General features: G+C 64.0%; 18 protein-coding genes. 6 read left to right on the top strand and 12 right to left on the bottom strand.

Annotated features, from left to right (window positions below; all coding sequences use genetic code 11):
* Window positions 1-41 precede the first annotated feature (41 nt).
* The 4 genes from ACN9MX_RS21605 to ACN9MX_RS21620 all read left to right on the top strand — a co-directional run bounded on the left by ACN9MX_RS21605 (window position 42) and on the right by ACN9MX_RS21620 (window position 3659).
* Entirely contained in the window at window positions 42-428 is a 387-nt protein-coding gene (locus ACN9MX_RS21605; RefSeq protein WP_426387834.1) for an EthD domain-containing protein, read from the top strand.
* Entirely contained in the window at window positions 425-2050 is a 1626-nt protein-coding gene (locus ACN9MX_RS21610; RefSeq protein ID WP_426387835.1) for an AMP-binding protein, read from the top strand. The genes ACN9MX_RS21605 and ACN9MX_RS21610 overlap by 4 nt, the downstream gene beginning before the upstream one ends.
* A 33-nt stretch (window positions 2051-2083) precedes the next feature.
* The gene (locus tag ACN9MX_RS21615; RefSeq protein ID WP_426387836.1) at window positions 2084-3073 is read left to right on the top strand and encodes a quinone oxidoreductase family protein; all 990 of its coding nucleotides are present in this window, start codon (window positions 2084-2086) and stop codon (window positions 3071-3073) included.
* Between the two features lie 109 nt (window positions 3074-3182).
* Window positions 3183-3659: a nuclear transport factor 2 family protein gene (locus ACN9MX_RS21620; protein WP_426387837.1), complete on the top strand. Its 477-nt coding sequence runs from the start codon at window positions 3183-3185 to the stop codon at window positions 3657-3659.
* Between the two features lie 22 nt (window positions 3660-3681).
* Here ACN9MX_RS21620 and ACN9MX_RS21625 read toward each other — a convergent pair whose 3' ends face one another.
* The 10 genes from ACN9MX_RS21625 to ACN9MX_RS21670 form a co-directional block, all read right to left on the bottom strand.
* Window positions 3682-4497, bottom strand: a complete 816-nt coding sequence (locus ACN9MX_RS21625) for an enoyl-CoA hydratase/isomerase family protein (protein WP_426387838.1) — start codon at window positions 4495-4497, stop codon at window positions 3682-3684.
* Between the two features lie 32 nt (window positions 4498-4529).
* A complete protein-coding gene (locus ACN9MX_RS21630) occupies window positions 4530-5594 on the bottom strand; it encodes an acyl-CoA dehydrogenase family protein (protein WP_426387839.1) in 1065 nt (354 codons plus the stop codon).
* Complete coding sequence (locus ACN9MX_RS21635; RefSeq protein ID WP_426387840.1) at window positions 5591-6781, bottom strand: acyl-CoA dehydrogenase family protein; 1191 nt, start codon at window positions 6779-6781, stop codon at window positions 5591-5593. Before ACN9MX_RS21635 ends, ACN9MX_RS21630 begins: the two co-directional genes overlap by 4 nt.
* 20 nt (window positions 6782-6801) lie before the next feature.
* Complete coding sequence (locus tag ACN9MX_RS21640; RefSeq protein ID WP_426387841.1) at window positions 6802-7602, bottom strand: crotonase/enoyl-CoA hydratase family protein; 801 nt, start codon at window positions 7600-7602, stop codon at window positions 6802-6804.
* Complete coding sequence (locus ACN9MX_RS21645) at window positions 7599-8360, bottom strand: SDR family NAD(P)-dependent oxidoreductase (protein WP_426387842.1); 762 nt, start codon at window positions 8358-8360, stop codon at window positions 7599-7601. The genes ACN9MX_RS21640 and ACN9MX_RS21645 overlap by 4 nt, the downstream gene beginning before the upstream one ends.
* 13 nt (window positions 8361-8373) lie before the next feature.
* Window positions 8374-9552 carry a thiolase family protein gene (locus ACN9MX_RS21650; protein WP_426387843.1) on the bottom strand — a complete coding sequence of 393 codons (1179 nt, stop codon included), beginning with the start codon at window positions 9550-9552 and terminating at the stop codon, window positions 8374-8376.
* A 121-nt stretch (window positions 9553-9673) separates the two neighbouring features.
* Entirely contained in the window at window positions 9674-10837 is a 1164-nt protein-coding gene (locus ACN9MX_RS21655) for an NADH:flavin oxidoreductase (protein ID WP_426387844.1), read from the bottom strand.
* Window positions 10838-10951: 114 nt separating this feature from the next.
* Window positions 10952-12517: a long-chain-fatty-acid--CoA ligase gene (locus ACN9MX_RS21660; protein WP_426387845.1), complete on the bottom strand. Its 1566-nt coding sequence runs from the start codon at window positions 12515-12517 to the stop codon at window positions 10952-10954.
* A 4-nt stretch (window positions 12518-12521) separates the two neighbouring features.
* Window positions 12522-13280 (bottom strand): crotonase/enoyl-CoA hydratase family protein, encoded by a 759-nt coding sequence (locus ACN9MX_RS21665; protein WP_426387846.1) that lies wholly within the window; start codon window positions 13278-13280, stop codon window positions 12522-12524.
* A gap of 33 nt (window positions 13281-13313) precedes the next feature.
* The gene (locus ACN9MX_RS21670) at window positions 13314-14477 is read right to left on the bottom strand and encodes an acyl-CoA dehydrogenase family protein (protein ID WP_426387902.1); all 1164 of its coding nucleotides are present in this window, start codon (window positions 14475-14477) and stop codon (window positions 13314-13316) included.
* A 180-nt stretch (window positions 14478-14657) separates the two neighbouring features.
* Here ACN9MX_RS21670 and ACN9MX_RS21675 point away from each other — a divergent pair, with 180 nt between their 5' ends.
* Both ACN9MX_RS21675 and ACN9MX_RS21680 read left to right on the top strand, forming a co-directional pair.
* On the top strand, window positions 14658-16394 hold the full coding sequence (locus ACN9MX_RS21675) for an FAD-dependent oxidoreductase (protein ID WP_426387847.1): 1737 nt from the start codon (window positions 14658-14660) through the stop codon (window positions 16392-16394).
* 21 nt (window positions 16395-16415) lie between these two features.
* Window positions 16416-17189, top strand: coding sequence for a glucose 1-dehydrogenase (locus ACN9MX_RS21680; RefSeq protein WP_426387848.1), 774 nt, complete (start codon window positions 16416-16418; stop codon window positions 17187-17189).
* A gap of 47 nt (window positions 17190-17236) precedes the next feature.
* Here ACN9MX_RS21680 and ACN9MX_RS21685 read toward each other — a convergent pair whose 3' ends face one another.
* On the bottom strand, window positions 17237-17998 hold the full coding sequence (locus tag ACN9MX_RS21685; protein WP_426387849.1) for an SDR family NAD(P)-dependent oxidoreductase: 762 nt from the start codon (window positions 17996-17998) through the stop codon (window positions 17237-17239).
* A 13-nt stretch (window positions 17999-18011) separates the two neighbouring features.
* Window positions 18012-18782 carry an SDR family NAD(P)-dependent oxidoreductase gene (locus ACN9MX_RS21690; RefSeq protein WP_426387850.1) on the bottom strand — a complete coding sequence of 257 codons (771 nt, stop codon included), beginning with the start codon at window positions 18780-18782 and terminating at the stop codon, window positions 18012-18014.
* Window positions 18783-18902: the final 120 nt, after the last annotated feature.

The raw sequence follows: 18902 nt of genomic DNA on the forward strand, positions 1-18902 counted from the left end.
TCCTCGCCGCCCTTCAATAAGAACAGTTCTCGGAGAGTGTCATGGTCAAGATCATCTATTTCCTGAAACGCAAGGAAGGCATCTCGCACGAGCAGTTTCGCGAGCATTACGAGAACAGTCATGTCGTGCTCGCCAAGAAATATGTCGGGCACCTGATGAAGGACTATATCCGTAACTACCCGACTTTCGCGCTTCTCAACCCCAGCAACCATCCGGCGGGCTCCGTGCCCGAGCCCTATGACATCGGCTACGACTGCATCACCGAAATGCATGTCGAAGATCAGGCCGCGGTCGACGAGATGGGCCGCGTGTTCAACCATCCCGACGTGAACCCTATATTGGTCGAGGACGAACTGAAGTTCCTCGATCGCGACAAGATCGTCATGATCATGGTGGACGTCGTCAACAACGGGACCCAGCCCGCATGAGCGAACCGGCTTCTGCCTCTGCATATGGCCTGGCGCGCCGCGATACCATGGTCGAACTGCTGGAACGGGCGGCCAAGGCCCATGTCGACCGGCCGTTCCTCGTCATCGACGGCGTGCCGTCCACCTATGGTGATATCGACCGGCGCTCAAATGCCCTGGCGCGCGAACTGGCGGGGCTCGGTGTGCAGAAGGGCCAGTGCGTCGTCACACTGCTGGACACGAGCGCCGACGTGTTCGACTGCTGGTTCGCGATCAACAAGCTTGGCGCGATCTGGGTGCCGATCAACACCGCCTATCGCGGAGAATTCCTGCGCCATCAGGTCGCCGACACCGAAGCGCGGATCGTGATATGCGACGACAAATATCTCGAACGCTTCGTCCACATCGCTGATCAGCTAACCGATGTGCAACTGATCCTGACGCGCGGCGGCGCAATCGACGCCGGCTGCGCCATTCCCATCAAGCCGCTCGACAATTTCCGTGGCAGCGACCCCAGCCCGCTGCCGCTCGCGGTCATACCTTCCGATCTTGCCGCCCTGATCTACACGTCGGGGACCACCGGGCCGTCCAAGGGCTGCATGATCTCGCACAATTATCTCGCCGCGGCAGGGCGGATCAACCGGCGTCACACGATCCTGGAAGAAGGTCGCACATTGTGGACCTGTCTCCCGGTGTTTCACGCCGCCGCCCTGACCGCGGTGATATCGGTGATGGATGAAGGCTTCGCCATCGCCGTCGCCAGTCAGTTCTCTGTCAGCCGCTTCTGGGAAGATGTCGAGGCCGCCAATGCGGTTTCGGCGATGCTGATGGCGTCGATCTTCCAGTTCGTCGCCGAAGCGCCGGAATGCGAGGCGGAGAAGCGCTATCGCGGCAAGCTCAAGATGGTCTTCGGCACGCCGATCAGCCCGCCGGTGCGGCAGATCTGGCATCAGCGCTTCGGCGCACAGATCGTATCGAGCTGGGCCTATGGCCAGACCGAAGCGATCCGCATAACGGGCGTGCCACTGGACGAAACGCCTCCCGAGTTGTGCGCCGGGCGCGCCGTGGACGAGTATGAGATCAAAATCTTCGACGAACTCGACCAGCCTGTGCCGGATGGCGCCGTCGGCGAAATCGTCCTGCGCCCGCGTCACCCCGACATCATGTTCGCCGGTTACTGGAAACGCCCCGACGCGACGGCGGCGGCATGGAAGAACCTGTGGATGCACACGGGTGACTTAGGCCGGATTGAGGGCGGCCATCTCTTTTTCTGCGACCGCGCAAAGGACTATCTGCGGTCACGGGGAGAAAATATCTCCAGCTTCGAGGTTGAACGTTCGTTCCTGGCGCATCACGCGATCGCCGAAGTCGCGGTTCACGCGATCGGTGTCCAGACGGGCGAAGACGACATCAAGGTGACCGCCGTGCTGCGCGAGGGCGCCCTCGTGACAGAACACGAACTGTGCCTATGGACGCTCGACAACCTGCCGCACTTCGCGGTGCCACGCTACATCGAGTTCCGCGGACAGTTGCCCAAGAACCCGACGGGGCGCGTGCTGAAATATCAGCTGCGGGACGAAGGCTGCACCCCCACCACATGGGATCGGGAAGAGGCGGGCATCATCGTCCGCCGCCGGAAATGACCGACCGAATTTCTGAACAAGGATGATCTGACGATGCGTGCATGGAAAATCGAGCAGCAAGGCGGCACGGGTGCCCTGAAGCTTGTCGATATGGACAAACCCACCGCCACGGGGACCGAGATACTCGTCCGCATGACTGCACCGGGGGTGGTCCCGTTCGACGTCGCCGTCATCAACGACGAGAATGAAGCGAACTTCCCCCCCTGCTCGCTGCCACTCGTACCAGGCAACCAGGGCGCCGGCATCGTTGAGGATGCGGGCGGCAGCACCCGCCTCAAGGTCGGCGACCGGGTCATGTTCGGCGCTTTCCCCTATGGCTTCATGCGTGCGGGCAGTTGGGCGGAATATTGCGCGGTCGAGCAGGATCATGCGTGGAAAATCCCGGATTCCGTGAGCGACGGCGCCGCCGCGCAGGCGTCCGTCGCCTATCCGACGGCCTATCGCGCGCTCATCGAAGCGGGTTTCGAAGCCGGCAAGACGGTGCTCGTCCCCGGCATCGGCGGCTCTGTGGGCAATGCTGGTTATCAACTCGCGCGCGCACTCGGCGCCGCGAAGGTGATCAGCACGACAAGCTCGAGCGCAAAGGCGGAACAGGCGCGGGCGGCGGGCTTCAACAATGTTATAGACTTGTCGACTCAGTCGATGGTCGAAGGCGTCCACGCCCTCAACGATGGCGAAGGGGTCGACATCGTCATCGACTCCCTGGGCGGGAAAATTCTGGCCGAAGCCGCCAAATGCATTCGGCGCTACAGCAAGATCATCTGCCTGGGCTTTGCCGCCGGCCGGGAAAGCACCATCACGCTTGCCGACTTGATCCTGTATCGGGGCAGCATTCAGGGATATGGCGTCTACACCTGCACGCCCGAGGAATGGGCCGATGCCTGGACGGTGTTCACCGGTCTCGCCGATGCGGGCAAGATCGCGCCCCTGTTCAATCGCAGCTTTCCGTTCGAACAGGCGGCCGATGCTTTGGAGTATGTGGCCAAGGCACGGCCTTTCGGCGGGGTCGCGCTGGAAATCTGATCGGGCGGTCACCGTCGGGGCGCAGCGTGAACGGCACGCCAACCCTCGCGCCGCCGGCATCCAGGTTTCGCCGCTTGGCGGCGCACCGCATCACGCTGAGGAGGCATGGATGGACTTGATCGAGACCTTGGCGGCCATCGCCGAAATACGGGATCTGAAAGCGCGATATTTTCGCGGCGTCGATGAAAAGGACGAGGCCCTGCTCCGCGACGTGTTCGCCGACGATATCGAAATCGACTATCGCGGTTCCACCACCGATCCCGTGACGGGAACAGGCATCGCGCCCGAAGCGACGGACGATATTCTTCGCGGTGGTGAAGCCTCCGCCCGGCTGGTGGCCAGCGCGCTCCAGGGCGTCGTTTCCGTCCATCATACGTCGGAGCCGGAAATCGAAATCATCGATGCGGAAAATGCGCGCGGGATCTGGCCGATGGTCGATCGGCTGAAATTTTCAGGCGACGGCCCCTATGCGGAGTTGATTGGCTATGGTCACTATCATGAGACCTATGTCCTGGAGCGAGGGCGCTGGCGTATCCGCACGCTCCTCCTGACCCGATCGCGTCTCGATTTCATACCACGAGCCTGAGAATGGGGCCTGAGGCCGTGCCTCACTTGCCTTGAAAGCGCGGCGGCCGTCGGTCGATGAAGGCCGCCGTCGCTTCCTTGTAATCCTCGGTCATCGACGCCAGTATCTGTGCGCGGTTCTCCAGTTCGATCGCGGCCGTGAAACTGGGCGCATCGACATTCTGCCAGACGAGCCGCTTGGTATGTTCGGTGGCGAAAGGGCTGTTGACGAGAATTTGCCGCGCGAGCGCTTCTGCCTCGTCCATGAGTGCTTCATCGTCGGTCAGCCGAATGACGAGGCCGATCCGTTCCGCCTCCTCCGCCTCGACGGTCCGGCCCGTTATCAGAATCTCGAATGCCCGCGACGCCCCGATCAGTCGCGGCAAGAAATAGCTCATGCCCGATTCGCCCGCCGTCAGCCCCAGCCGCACCGCCGCGTTCAGAAAGCGCGCTGAGCGCGAAGCGAGGCGAATGTCGGCCGCGAGCGCCAGCGCCATCCCGACTCCGGCACAAGGTCCATTGACGGCGGCGATCACCACCTGCGGCATCGCGCGAATGCGATCGACCAGGCCGGCAAACTGCTCCTGCCAGTAATAGCGTTCGACCAGGCCGCTGGGCGCGGTTCGGTTGCGCGCGTCCGCCGCGGCGACATCCTGGCCCGCACAGAAACCTCGGCCGCTGCCCGTCAATATGACCGCGCGAACGGTCCGGTTGACCGCGATCACCGCCAGCGCCTCGTTCAGTTCGACCACCATCTCGCGCGTCAGGGCATTAAGTCGCGCGGGACGATTGAGTCGGATTACCGCGATCGCTTCATCCAGCTCCTCCACGAGGAGCGACGCCTCTGGCCCATCAGTCACTACGACACACTTTCTGATCGCCCGAGAAGATGTCAGTGTGCGCTCGCCAGCGCCTGTCGGCACACGTCCGTGGCGATACGGTCGCGCAGGTCGTCAGACGATCCGCCGATGATCCGGTTCATCAGCGCGCGCTTGAGGAACAGGTGCGGGTTATACTCCCATGTGAAACCGACGCCACCGAACAACTGGATCGAATCCTCCGCCATCGCGGCAAAGGCGTCGCACGCCAGGATGCGTGCCTGTGCAGCCAGGACGGCCCAGCCCTTGCCACGTACGGCGAAGACATTGCTGGCCTGCGTGGACAGGGAACGCGCGAGCTCGATCGCCACCTTATGATCGGCGGCGCGGTGCTTGAGCGCCTGGAAAGAAGCGATAGGCCGACCGAACTGCTGGCGACCGAGCATATAGTCCACCGTCTCCGTAAGCGACTGGGTGGCGGCGCCCACGCTGTCCCATGCCAGCGCGAGTTCGGCATGCGCCTGCAGCGCGGGCAGTAGCAAGTCGCTGGCGAACCTGTACATGACTTGCGTCACGCCGGTGAGCGCCACCTCGCCATAGGAGCGACCGAAATCCCAAGTCTCGACCCGATTGATCGCGACGCCAGGCGCCGAAGAGGCGATCAGCCACGCGCTGCCGCCCGCCGGATCGACCACCAGCAAATGGGTCGCCCCGACCGCGCCCGGCACCGCCGGCAGGCTCGCGCCGTCCAGCCCCTGCCCCTTCGGAAGAATGATGGGCGCTATGCGCCAGCTCTGATCGATCACGCCGGCGATCACACCGGCGGCGTTGTCTCCGCCGACCGCGTCCAGCCCGTCCACGGCGGCCATGGTCGTTGAAAGCCAGGACGGCGCCAGGCTGCGGCCCAGCTCCTCATAGATCGGCGCCAGCACATCGAAACGCTGACCCAGTCCGCCCGACGCCTCCGGGGCCGCAAGCTGATACCAGCCCAGCGCGCTCAGTTCCGCTTCCAGCGCCTCGGCGGTCCCGCCCTTGCCTTCCCAGGGTGCGCGGCGATCGACTTTTTCCGTCAGGAAGCGGCGGGCGGTATCCTGCATCTCCGCAGGGTCGATGAGCATCTCCTGCATGGCTGACGTCACCCCAGTTTCTCCCTTGGCATGCCCAGGACGCGCTCGGACACGATGTTCCGCTGGATCTCGTTGCTGCCCCCGGCGATATTATACTGATAGCTGTTGAGGAAATCGAACATCCAGTTCCCCGTCTCATAACCGGCGCCCAGCACATAGCGCGTGTCGCGCATCGCCGACATGCCTTTCAGGCGCAGGCCGAGCGCGGTGAAGTCGCGCGACAGGCGCGAATAGGCGAGCTTGAGGATTGACGCATCACCGACGGCCTCCCGCCCGGCGATCCGGTTCGCCATCAGCGTCGCCAGCATGGCCCGCATACCCTCGATACGTGCGGATATGTCGACCACGCTCCGCGCCGCGCCCGGGTCCAGCGAACCGGCGTCTCCCGTGCCGCCGGTGGCGGCACGGACCAGCCGCCACAGCGACAGCGCCATGCGCTCCGTCAGTTCGACCAGGGTCAGGCCGCGCTCGGACGACAGCGTGACCTGCGCCACCTTCCAGCCCTCGTTCTCCTTGCCGACGAGATTCTCGACGGGAATTTCCACCTCGTCGAGGAAGATTTCGGCGAATTCCTCGTCTCCGGTGATCTGCCGGATCGGCCGCACATCCACGCCCTTGGACTTCATGTCCATCAGCAGGAAGGTGATCCCAGCCTGTTTGGGGCCGCTGCTGTCGGTGCGGACGAGCAGCAGACACTGGTCTGCAAACTGCCCGAGAGTCGACCAGATTTTCTGGCCCGAGACGATATAGCGATCACCCTTACGCTCGGCGCGCGTGCGCAACCCCGCGAGGTCCGACCCTGCGCCGGGTTCGGAAAAGCCCTGGCACCAGATCTCGCCCTTGAGGATCGCCGGCAAATGCCGGGCGCGCTGCGCCTCCGTCCCGCATTCGACCAGCGTCATGGCCGCATGATAGAGCGACACGAAGAACAGGCTCATGCGCGGCGCGCCGCCGCGCGCCAGCTCTTCGAACATGGCGATCTGCTCGGCCAGCGATCGGCCGCCACCGGGCCATTGTGCCGGCCAGTGCGGTGTCGCATAGCCCGCTTCCACCAGCTTGCCGAACCATTCGCGCTGCATCTTCAGAAAACCGTCGATGTCATCGCCCCGCTGCCGCTCACGCCAGTCGTCGGGCAGGTTCTGCGCCAGCCATTGATGGATTTCGGTCCGCAGGTTGGCGATCGTCGCCTCTTGGCTCATGGCTGCACCTTTATCTTCGCCTAATTGCCGTCGAACTGGGGAGCGCGTTTTTCGAAGAAGGCATCGACAGCTTCCTGATGATCGCGCGTGGTATGACACAGCGCCTGCGCCGCCGCCGATGCCTCCAGGATGGCGGACAGACTGGCCAGCCGGCTCTCCCGTATCAGGCGCTTGGTCATACGCACGGCATGCGGCGGATTGGCGGCGATCTGTGCCGCCAGCGCCCGAGCCTCGTCCATCAATGCCTCCGGCGCGACGACGCGCGACACAAGGCCGCAGGCCAAGGCCTCGTTCGCATCGATCATCCGCCCGGTAAACGCCATTTCGCTGGCTTTCGCCCAGCCGATCACGCGCGGGAGAAGCCACGCTCCCCCGTCTCCGGCAACCAGACCGATCTTCACGAAACTTTCCGCGAACTTCGCCTTGTCCGACGCGATGCGGATATCGCACATGCAAGTGAGGTCGCATGCCGCGCCGACCGCCGGGCCGTTGACCGCCGCGATAACAGGCACTTCGATGCTTTCGAACAACAGCGGAAGGCGCTGGATGCCATTCCGATAGTTCCGCCGGGTCTTGGCGGGCGACGGGTCGTTGAGACCGCCGCCCAATTTCATGGTCGATAGGTCCCCGCCGCTCGAAAAGGCGGAACCGGCGCCCGTGATGATGACTGCCCGGCACGCCATGTCGCCATCCGCGCGTTCGATCGCCGCGCACAATGCGTCAATCGCCGCCGGGCTGGAGATCGGATTGCGCAACTCCGGCTGGTTCAGCGTAAGCGTAAGAATACCGTCCGAAAATTCGGAGAGCAGGATATCGCTCACCGCGGTGGCATCCGGATCGCCCCGTCGATGCGGATCGTTTCGCCGTTCAACATCGGATTTTCGATGATCTGCTTCGCCAGCATCCCGAATTCGGCGGGCCGTCCGAGGCGGCGCGGGTGCGGGATGGCGGCGGCCAACCCTTCGCGCACTTCTGGCTTCACGCGCTGAAGGATCGGCGTGTCGAAAGTGCCCGGCGCGATCGTGCAGACGCGAACCTGATGACTGGCCAGGTCGCGCGCGGCCACGATCGTCATGCCCACGATGCCGGCCTTGGCGGACGCGTAAGGGATCTGGCCGATCTGGCCCTCGAACGCGGCAACGGACGCCGTCATGATGACAACTCCGCGCTCGCCATCCACGGGTTCATTCTTCGCCATGCGGGCCGCGCCAAGACGCAGCACGTTGAAACTGCCGATGAGATTGATCCGGACCACCGTCTCGTACACCTCCAGCGAGCCCGGGTTGCCCTCGCGATCGACGACGCGGATCGGACCGCCCCGACCTGCGCAGTGGACGACGGCGCGCAGCGTTCCCATGGCCTCCGCAGCGTCAAAGACGGCGTTCATCTGGTCCGTGTCGGTCACATCGGCCTGGACGAACCTGGTCCCGCCACCGATCTCTGCCGCCGCCTCGTCACCGTTCGGGGCGAGATCGGCGATCACCACCCTGGCCCCGCCGGCAACGAGCAATTCGGCGGTCGAGCGGCCGAGACCCGATGCACCGCCAGTGACGACTGCCACTATATCGTTGATATTCATTGAATTTCCCCGCTTAAAGTCGTTCGATGATCGTCGCGTTGGCAAGGCCGCCTGCCTCGCACATCGTCTGCAATCCGTAGCGCCCGCCGGTTTCGCGCAGACCATTGACCATCGAAGCCATGAGGCGGGTTCCCGATGCGCCGAGGGGATGACCGAGCGCGATCGCGCCACCGCGCGGATTGAGCTTGGCCGGGTCGGCGTTGATTTCCCGCTGCCAGGCAAGCGGAACACAGGCGAAGGCCTCGTTGACCTCGAAATGGTCGATCTGGTCGATGCCGAGACCCGCCTTGGCTAGCACCCGCTTCGTAGCCGGGATCGGCGCCGTCAGCATGAGCAGCGGATCGTCGCCGATGACGTCGAAGGCCAGGAAACGCGCCAGCGGCTTCAGCCCGAGACGGTTGGCGGCCGCCTCCGACATGATAAGCGCCGCCGAGGCGCCATCGGTGATCTGCGAACTGTTGCCGGCGGTGATCGACCAGCTGATTTCCGGGAAACGCTCGGCCAAGGCATCGTCGTTGAAGGATGTCTTCAGCTGCGCCAGCCCCTCTGCCGTGGTGGCTGCCCTGATGGTCTCGTCCGTGGTCACCACGCCGTCGGGCGTTTCGACCGGGACGATCTCATGCGCAAGGTTGCCGGCCGCTCTGGCGGCTTCCGCGCGCTGATGGGATTGCGCCGAATAGGCATCCATCTCCTCGCGCGAGATGCCCCAGCGCGCGGCGATCAGTTCGGCCGAGATGCCCTGCCCCACCGCGCCAGGGAAACGCGCCTCGAAGGCGACGCCATGGGGATCGGCGCCCATGCGGGCCGAAAACATCGGCACCCGGCTCATGGACTCGATGCCGCCGGCGATGACGATGTCATAGGCGCCCGCAGCAATGCCCTGCGCCGCGAAATGAACCGCCTGCTGGCTCGAACCGCAGCGGCGGTCCACCATCGCGCATGGTACATGCGTGGGATAGCCAGCGGCCAGCCAGGCCGTGCGGCCGACCGGAACCGCCTGCTCGCCCGCCTGGCTGACGCATCCCATGATCAGGTCATCGACGCTGCCGGGATCGAGATTGTTGCGCTCGACCAGCCCGACAATCACCTGCCTGAGGAGGTCTGCGGGATGGAGCGCGGACAGCATTCCGCCCGCCTTGCCACGCCCGATCGGCGAGCGGACGATATCGATGATTACAGGGACGTTTGACATTGGAATTCCACTTCGATCGTCTGCGGCGGTACAGTCGGCCCGACCGTCCCGGCATTTGGTCTTGGCAAGGGCCGGTCCGTGGCACAACTGCTGCGCGAGCCGGGAAAATGGCGATTGCAACTCAGGACAAGATGTTGTCCGCGTCCATCCTGTAGGGCTCGGTCGGTTGCCCCTCCCGGAACTTGCGCGCCCAGTGCGGATCGCCGATCATGGCACGGCCGACGGCGACCAGATCGAACTCCCCGGCCTTGAAACGTTCCAGCAGCGGTCCGAAATCGGAAACCACGGCCGCCGGCTTGTCGCGGTCGTACATGCCCGAATTGATCCCGACGCCGCCCACGGCCATGGACATCTTGCCGGTGACGCGCTTGGCGACGCCAGCCAGACTGGCGGAATCACCGTCGAACGCGGCCCGGTTATAGTAACGCACGCTGGCGTCGAAGACGTCGACGCCGGCATCGGCGAGGGGCTGAAGCACCTCGCGCAGCTCATCGGGATTGTCGGCAAGGGTGGCGCGGAAGTCCTGCTGCTTCCATTGGGAGAAACGGAAGAAGATGGGAAGGTCTTCGCCTATCGCCGCGCGGATCCGGCGGACGATCTCGGCCGGAAATTCCGATCTCCTGGCCCGCGACCCACCCCATTTGTCGTCGCGCTGGTTGGTGCCCTCCCAGAGGAAATTGTCGAGCAGATAGCCATGGCCGCCATGAAGCGCGATCCCGTCGAACCCGGCGTCCACCGCATTGACCGCGGAGCGGACGAAGGCGCTGATCGCCCCTTCGATCTCCGCTTCACCCATAGCCTCGCCGATACGCGGGTCGGCGGGAATGCTTTTCGGATCGATGGAGGTCATGCGGCCGAGCGGACCCCAGATGCCGGACGGACTGACGCTGGGGACATGCGGATGCGGGCCCGTATTGGGTTTGCGCATGGCGCCCTGATGCCAAAGCTGCGGTATGATCTTCCCGCCATGGGCATGCACAGCCGCGACCACTTTGCGCCAGCCATCGACGGAGGCCGCATTCCCCAACAGCGGAATATTGTCTTCGCCCAGGCCCGCGTCGCCAACGGCGGCCGGGTGATCAACCGCGATCCCCTCGGTCACGATCAGGCCCGCGCCGCCTTCGGAGCGACGACCATAATAGGCCGCGACATTCGGGGCGGGAACGCCATCGGGGCAGAAGCCCCTGGTCATCGGCGACATCACGATGCGGTTGCGCAGTTCCACGCCGCGAATCCGCAAAGGCTGGAAGAGCGCCTCCCTGTCCGTCTGCTGTTCCACGATCATCGATTTTCCTTCGCGATTAACGGCTTTGGTGATTAGCCACATCCTTCGCGCCAGCATCATCGTGTGCCAAGGCGGCCCGGAGCCAAGGCAATTGCCAGTGCAATTCAGGGCAAATCAGTTCACCCTGCGGTCGTGCCCCTGCCAAAAGGGTTCGCGGAGCACGCGGCGAAGCAGCTTGTTGCCGGCATTGCGCGGCAGGGCATCCACCAGAACGAGCCGTTTGGGCAACTTGAAGCGCGCCAGCTTGCCGTCGAGCCAGGCTAGCAGGGCCTGGAGATCCGGCTTCGTCCCCGGGCGGAGCAGGACGAGCGCCACCACTTCCTCACCCCAACGTTGCGAGGGCGCGCCGACGACGGCGACGTCAGCGATATCTGGGTGACCGAAGATGGCGTTCTCGACTTCGGTGGGGTAGATATTCTCTCCCCCGCTAACGATCATGTCCTTGGCGCGGTCGAGCACGAACAGATATCCATCGGTATCTATGCGGCCGATGTCCCCGGTCCGCATCCAGCCATCGGGGCCGAATATGTCCGCGTCGGCGTCGGGGCGTCGCCAATAGCCTGACATCACGGCAGCGGACCGCACGACGATCTCTCCCGTCGTTCCAGGTTGCTGAGCGGCCCATTCGTCGTCGACAACGGCGATTTCAACGCCCGGCATGGCAGTCCCCGCGGATCGCAACCGGCCCGGAACGGCCGAGACGTGATCGTGCGGCTGAAGCGCGACCACGCCGCCCGCCGCCTCTGTCATGCCATACATCTGGACAAACCCGCAGCCCAGCCGATTCAGCGCCTGGCGCAGCAGCGCTTCGGGTATCGGGGCCGCTCCGTAGGTGATATAGTGAAGCGACGACAGGTCGGCGTCGGCCGACGCGGGATGTTCCAGCATCATCTGCATCGCTGCGGGCGCAAGGAGAATGTGACTGATCTGCTCCCGCGCGATCAGCGCCACAACGCCGCCGGCGTCGAACTCCCGCGCGATGACGATCCTGGCCCCGGCGTAGAAGCCGAACAATGCATAGGCTGTCCCCGCGATATGCGCGACGGGCAAAACCAGTCCGACAGTGCAGCCGCGCGCGGGAAACCAGTCTAGGCCCGCCGCATAGCCCGGCGCGCGCAGGGCGAGCAGGTTGCGATGGCTGAGCATTGCCCCTTTCGGCCGTCCCGTCGTGCCGGACGTATAGACCTGAAAGACGATCGCGTCGGGATCGGAACTATTGGCTGGCAGCGAGGGACGCGGTTCCACCGGTGCCATCACGCCATGGTCCAGCATCCGGTGCGCGATGGAAGCGCCATCCGCCACTATCGCGGCCGCCGGCGCGAAGGCCTCGTCGCTGAACAGGCAGGCCATGCCGGAGTCCTGGACGATGAACGCCCACTCGTCTTCCGCCAGCCGCCAGTTCATGGGAACAATAACCGCCCCGATGCGCGCCACGGCGAACAGCAGCGCGAAATAATGATCGCTGTTCTTGCCAAGATAACCGATCCGGTCACCGCGACCACGGCCGTCGGCGACGAGCCGTCCGGCGAGATCAGATGCCTCGTCCCGCAAGACGCCATAGGTCTTCGCGCGCCACTCGAAGACGGTGGCCGTCTGACCGGCATCCACCTGCGCATAATGGTCGAGGATCGACCATAGGCTGGTCAGCCGGGCGTGGTCGATCTCCGGGCGCCTGGTCACGCGCTCAGCGCCCTTTCCAGACCGGCTTGCGCTTCTCCGCAAAGGCCGCGGCTCCTTCGCGCGCATCCTCGGACGCAAAGATCGGCGCGGTGATCTCGAGCTGGCGATCGAACATCTCGGCCTCGGGCCACTCCAGGCTTTCCCGGAGCACCCGTCGGCTGACCGCGACCGCCATCGGGCCGTTGGCCGCGATGAGTTGGGCCAGCTTGACGGCCTCCGCCAATGCCTCGCCCTCCGCGACGATGCGATTGACAAGCCCCGCCTCCGCGAGGCGCTGCGCGGGGAACATCTCGCCCGTCAGCACGAATTCCGATGCGAGCTTGATCGGCATCTGCCGAGGAAGGCGCACCAGGCCGCCGGCGTTCGCCACCAGGCCGCGCTTGACTTCCGACAGGCCGAATTTTGCGCCGCTTGACGCGACCACCATGTCGCAAGCGAGCATTATTTCGAAACCGCCCGCCAAGGCATAGCCTTCCACAGCGGCGATGAAAGGCTTGTTCAACTCCGCTTGCGTTATCCCCGCAAGGCCGGTTCCGGGCAACCGCACCACTTCACCGCGCAAAAAGGCCTTAAGGTCCATCCCCGCGCAGAAATTGCTGCCGGCGCCTGTGATGACGGCGCAGCGGATTTCCGGATTCTCATTGATCCGCTTCACCGCAGCCTCAACCCCCAGCGACGTTTCGCGATCGATCGCGTTGCGCGCCTCGGGACGGTTTAGAGTGATGATGGCGACACCATCCTCGACGTTGAATTCAACTGACATTCCGTACTCCCTGACGTTTTATCCTGGATTGAATCAGATCGATCGGGCGATCAGCAGCTTCATCACCTCGCTCGCCCCGCCATAAATCCGGAAGCCGCGGGCATCCTTGTACATTTCGGCGATGGGATATTCGAGCATGTAGCCATAGCCACCAAAGAGCTGGAGGCATTCGTCGACGACGAACGCCTGTGCTTCGGTCACGAAGAGTTTCGCCATCGACGCGGTGGCGGCGTCCAGCGCACCGGCCAGAAGGCGTTCCGTGCAATGATAGAGGAACGTCTTGGCAACCGTCGCGCGCGTCTTGCATTCGGCGAGCTTGAACTTGGTGTTCTGCTGATCGAACAACGCGCCACCGAACATCTTGCGGGCCTTGCAATGCTCGACGGTGAGTTCGAGCGCGGCCTCCATCATGCCCATCGCCTGCCAGGCGATCACGAGCCGCTCCTTGGGCAACTGCTCCATGAGCATGCGGAACCCTTGCCCCTCGCCCCCTCCCAGCAGGTTTCCGGCAGGCACGCGCATGTCGTTGAAGAAGAGTTCGGCGGTATCGCGACCTTCTTGTCCCAGCTTGTCGAGCAGGCGACCGCGTTCGAACCCCTCGACCTTGTCGACTTCGACGGCGAAAAGGGAAATTCCCCTGGCGCCGGCGCCGGGATCGGTCTTCGCCGCCACTATGACGAGCGAGCAGCCGTGCCCGTTGGAGATGAACGTCTTCTGACCATTAATGACATAATGGTCGCCGTCGCGCCGCGCGGTGGTCCGCATGCCCTGAAGGTCGGACCCCGCGCCCGGCTCCGTCATCGCGACCGCCAGCAAGGTCTCGCCCGACACCACCGAAGGCAGCCATTCGCGGCACTGTTCAGGCGTGGCGTAGCGGTAGATATAGGGCGCCACTACGGTCGTGTGCAGCGAATAGGCGAAGTTCAGCGCGTTCTTCCGCCCTTGCTTTTCCATTATGATGGCATCGTAGCGGAAATCCAGCCCCGAGCCGCCATAGGCTTCCGGAATGCTTACCCCGAGTATGCCGGCCTCCCCGGCCTTCCGCCATGTATCTTGCTCGACGAAGCCCTGCTCGCGCCAGCGGCGTTGCGCGGACGGATCGGCGTTCTCATCGAGAAAACGGTCCACCATGTCCTCGAACATGCGGAGGTCTTCGTCATCCATGAATGCCGGACGCGGAAGGTCGAACGCTGCCAAAGCCATCAATCCTGTTTAAGCCGGAACTTCCGGCAGGTTTCAGTTCAGCCGCTATAGCAAATGCCATTCACGCCGCTTGCCTTCAGCTGCATTCGGACATGGCGCGGCTTGCAATTGGCGCGGTAGCTGTCGATGCCTGACCACCGACTGGATAGACTATGCCATGATCTGGAGAGGCAAATGACGAACGTCTATGATGTGATTGTGGCGGGTTCCGGCTCGGCCGGCATGACGGCGGCGGTGCGCGCCGCCAGCAAGGGACTGAAGGTTCTTGTCGTTGAAAAGGCCCACAGGATCGGCGGAACTTCTGCCACCTCGGGCGGCGTGACCTGGATTCCCAACCATGGGCTGGGCACGGACGATTCCCGCGAACAGGCGATAAACTACATCAATGCGGTCGCGAACGGTCCCGTCCGGCACGACCGCATCGACGCCTTTCTCGAAACCGGGCCGCAGATGATCGCCTTTCTGAAGGAGGTCGGCATGGAGCCGATGCCGATGCCCTGGCCGGACTATTTCCCCGAGGCGCCCGGCGCTCGCGCGGACCGGTCGGTGGTGTTCCCAAAATATGACGGACGCCGCCTGGGATCGCTGTTTCCGCTCGTGCGCGAACAATTCACGCGGTTCAAGCTGATGAACCGCTACACGCTCGATTTCATGGAAGCGAACATCATTTCGACCCGGTCGTCCGGCTGGATGCGTGAGGTCGCGAAGGTGATCGGGCGATACTGGTTCGACGTCGGCACGCGCCGTCGCGGCCGGCGCGACCGGTTGTTCAGCCTGGGGGCCGCGCTGATCGGTCCTCTGATCGAGCGCTATGCAGCGATCGGCGGCGAGTTCCGCATCGGCTGGGGCGTGAAAAAGCTTCTGGTCGAGAATGATCGCGTGACCGGCGTGCTGGTCGAGCGATATGGCAGGGAGGAACCGCTGCATGCACGGCACGGCGTCATCGTCTGCGCCGGCGGGTTCGAATGGAACCAGGAACTGCGCAACCGCTTCTTCACCATCCCCGGAAGCACGCGCTTCAGCAGCACGCCGGAGGAAGCGAACAAGGGCGAAGTGCTAGAGGCCGGAATGGCGCTAGGCGCGGCGACCGAATTCACCGAGACCGGCTGGTGGGTGCCCACGATGTCGCTGCCGTTGCCGGCAGTGTCGAATTTCGAGGAAATCCATCAGGCCGTCTTCGATGTCGGGCGTCCGCACGGCGTGTGCGTCAATCGCAATGGCGACCGTTTCGTCGATGAGGCATGCGGCTATGACCGCTTCGGCGACGCCATGATGCGGGATCAGTTGAAGACCGGCGCCAATACGCCATGCTGGCTCGTATTCGACGCGACGTTCCGGTACAAGTTCACCGCCGGCGGCATCATGCCCACCGCGCTCATGCCCGACCGCAAGATACCCGAGGCATGGTGGGATCATTATATTTTCCGCGCGCCGACCATCGGCGAACTCGCCCGCAAGATCGATATCGATCCCGCCAAGCTGGAGAGCGTCGTCGCGCGCATGAACGATTATGCCCGCACCGGCGTCGACACGGAATTCGGTCGGGGCGGCAACGCATATGACGTGAATTTCGGCGACCCGTCGATAAAGCCCAATCCATGCCTTGGCCCGATCGACAAAGCCCCCTTCTATGCCGTTCCTATCAGCCTGGGGGATCTTGGCACCAAAGGCGGGCTGAAATGCGACGCTCAGGCGCGCGTTCTCGATCGTTCCGACCGACCGATCCCGGGCCTCTACGCTGCGGGCAACGCATCGGGATCGCCTTTCGGCAACGCCTATCCCGGCGCGGGCGGCACCATCGGCCCCGCCATGGTGTTCGGCTTCATCGCGGCCGACATGGTCGCGGCGGGGGCAAGCGGAGCGCTGGGACAATTCACGCACAACTCTCAAGCGGCCAACCAGCCGGCATAACAGCCCATAATAGGAGATTTCATGAGCCGTCTCAAAGACAAGGTCGCCATTATCACCGGCGCGGCGCGCGGCCAGGGTGAGGCGACCGCTCGCCTCTTCGCGGCGGAAGGGTGCGCCGTCGTCATGACCGACCTCCTCGAAGCCGAGGGGGAAGCAGTAGCCTCAAGCATCGGCGATCGCGCGCGATACCTGCGTCAGGATGTTTCGAGCGAGGCGGACTGGGCAAATGTCGTTGACCTTGCCCTTTCCGCTTTCGGCAAGGTCGACATCCTCCTCAACAATGCCGCGATCGCCCATTTCGCGGCCATCGAGGATACGAGCAAGGACGATCTTGTCCGTCTGCTGACCGTGAATGTGGTCGGCCAATATCTCGGCATCAAGGCCGTGCTGCCCTTGATGAAGCGCGCACGGACAGGTTCGATCGTCAACATATCGTCGGTGGACGGCCTGCGCGGCACGACGGGGCTGAGCGCCTATGACGCCTGTAAATGGGGCGTGCGCGGGCTGACCAAGGCTGTCGCGCTGGAGGGCGCGCCCTTCAACGTGCGCGCCAATTCCGTGCATCCCGGAGCGATCGACACGCCGATGCTCAATCCTGCGGGCGCGTCCGACACCACACCGATCGCTACCGGCCTTGGCATCCCGTCCGGTCGCGTCGGCCAGCCGGCCGAAGTCGCCGCCGTATCCCTTTTCCTTGCCAGCGACGACGCGTCCTATGTCAGCGGCGCGGAATTGGCGGTCGATGGCGCATGGAGTGCCGGCCTCAACACCAATATCGAGAAACTGGACGACTGACCTGCCGATCTCCCGCGCGCCCGCCGGCGCGCGGGAGATGTCACAGTTTAGAGCGTGTAGCCGCCGTCGGCGATCAACGTCTGACCGGTGAAGTAGCTGGACCGGTCGGACGCGAAAAAGGCCACTGCCTCGCCGATGTCCTCGGCCGTGCCGAAGCGGCGCGCGGGAATGGACTTGCGGAAGCCTTCCCAGAATTCGTGAGTCAGGCGTTCGGCGATATATTGCGCGCCCATCCCCGCATCCATCGCCCCGGGCGCGACGGTGTTGGCGCGGATGCCGAACTTGCCTTCCTCCTTCGCGATGCCCTTGCACAGGGCCTCGATCGCGGCCTTCGGCGCCGCAGATATGCTGTCGCCCGGAATGACACGCCTGTTCGCCATGGACGTGACGGCGACGAGGGAGCCGCCGCCCCCTTCGCGCATCATCGGCAGGACAACAGAAATCATGCGGGCAAAGCCGAGCGTCTCCGCCTCGAACACATCGCGCCACTGCTCCTCGGTAATTTGCGCGATATGCGGTTGATCGATGGCGCACCCGGCGGAATAGACCGCGCACCCGATGGGACCGCATATTTCGGCAACCTCTTCGATGGCGGCACGCACCGAGTTGGCGTCGGTCGTATCGCACCGAACCGGATAGCCACGGCATGTAGCAGAAATGTCCGCAGCAATCACCTGGGCTCGTTCAAGGCTGTTGTGGTACACGATACCCACCGCTGGCCATTCCCGCGACAAAGCGCGCACGCATCCCGCGCCAAGCCCGCCCGAACCGCCAAAGACGATCGCGCTTTTCTGTACAGCGTTAGTCATGTCACGATGCTCCTCAGGCCCGGATGGTGCTGCCGCCATCGACGGTGAGTTCAAGGCCGGTCGTGAATGTCGATTCGTCCGACGCCAGCCACAGCACCGCTTCGGCGACTTCCTTGGGCTTGCCAATGCGACCCAGGGGATGGATGCGCGCGAACAGTGCATAGGCCTCTTCGCGTTCCAGGCCGGTGCGGCGCAGTTCCTCCTCGAACATTTCGGTCTCGGTCCCGCCGGGGATGACCGAATTGACGCGGATCGGCAGCTTCTGCGCCGCGCATTCCAGCGCGAGTACGCGGGTGAGCGCGATCAGCGCCGCCTTGCTGATGCTGTAGGCGGCGAAGCCGGGCGTCACCCTGATACCGAAGGCCGACGCGATGTTGACGATGCTGCCCGGCGCTCCGTCCCGCTTCATCAGGTCGATAGCGGCCCGGCAGCCCATGAACGGTCCCCGCAGGTTGACGTCCATATGCTGGTTCCAGACAGCGTCGTCGGTATCTACGAGATTGGCGCCGATAGTGACGCCCGCACAGTTCACGAGGATGTTGAGGCGGCCCCACCGGGTGTCCACCCCGGCGATCGCCTCATGCCACTGCGCGTCGCTGCTGGTGTCCAGAACAATCGGCAGAACATCGCCGCCCAGCTCCGCCGCAACGGCTGCCGCCTGCTGCTCCTTGCGTGCGGCGATCGCGACGGTTGCGCCTTCCTCGACAAAGCGGCGGGCGATCGCTAGGCCGATTCCTTTAGCCCCGCCCGTAATCAAGGCGACCTTTCCGGCAAGTCTTTTCATGGATTCTCTCTCCTTCATCGGTGGAGAAAAGCGGCGTGAACCGGAAGCTGTCGCGACGAACTTGGGCGAAATCAGCCGGGTGCATGAACGAATGCGCCTATGGTCAAGGCTGATGCTGTC

It is taken from the genome of Sphingobium sp. R-21 (genome assembly GCF_049913335.1).
Lineage (GTDB): Bacteria > Pseudomonadota > Alphaproteobacteria > Sphingomonadales > Sphingomonadaceae > Sphingobium.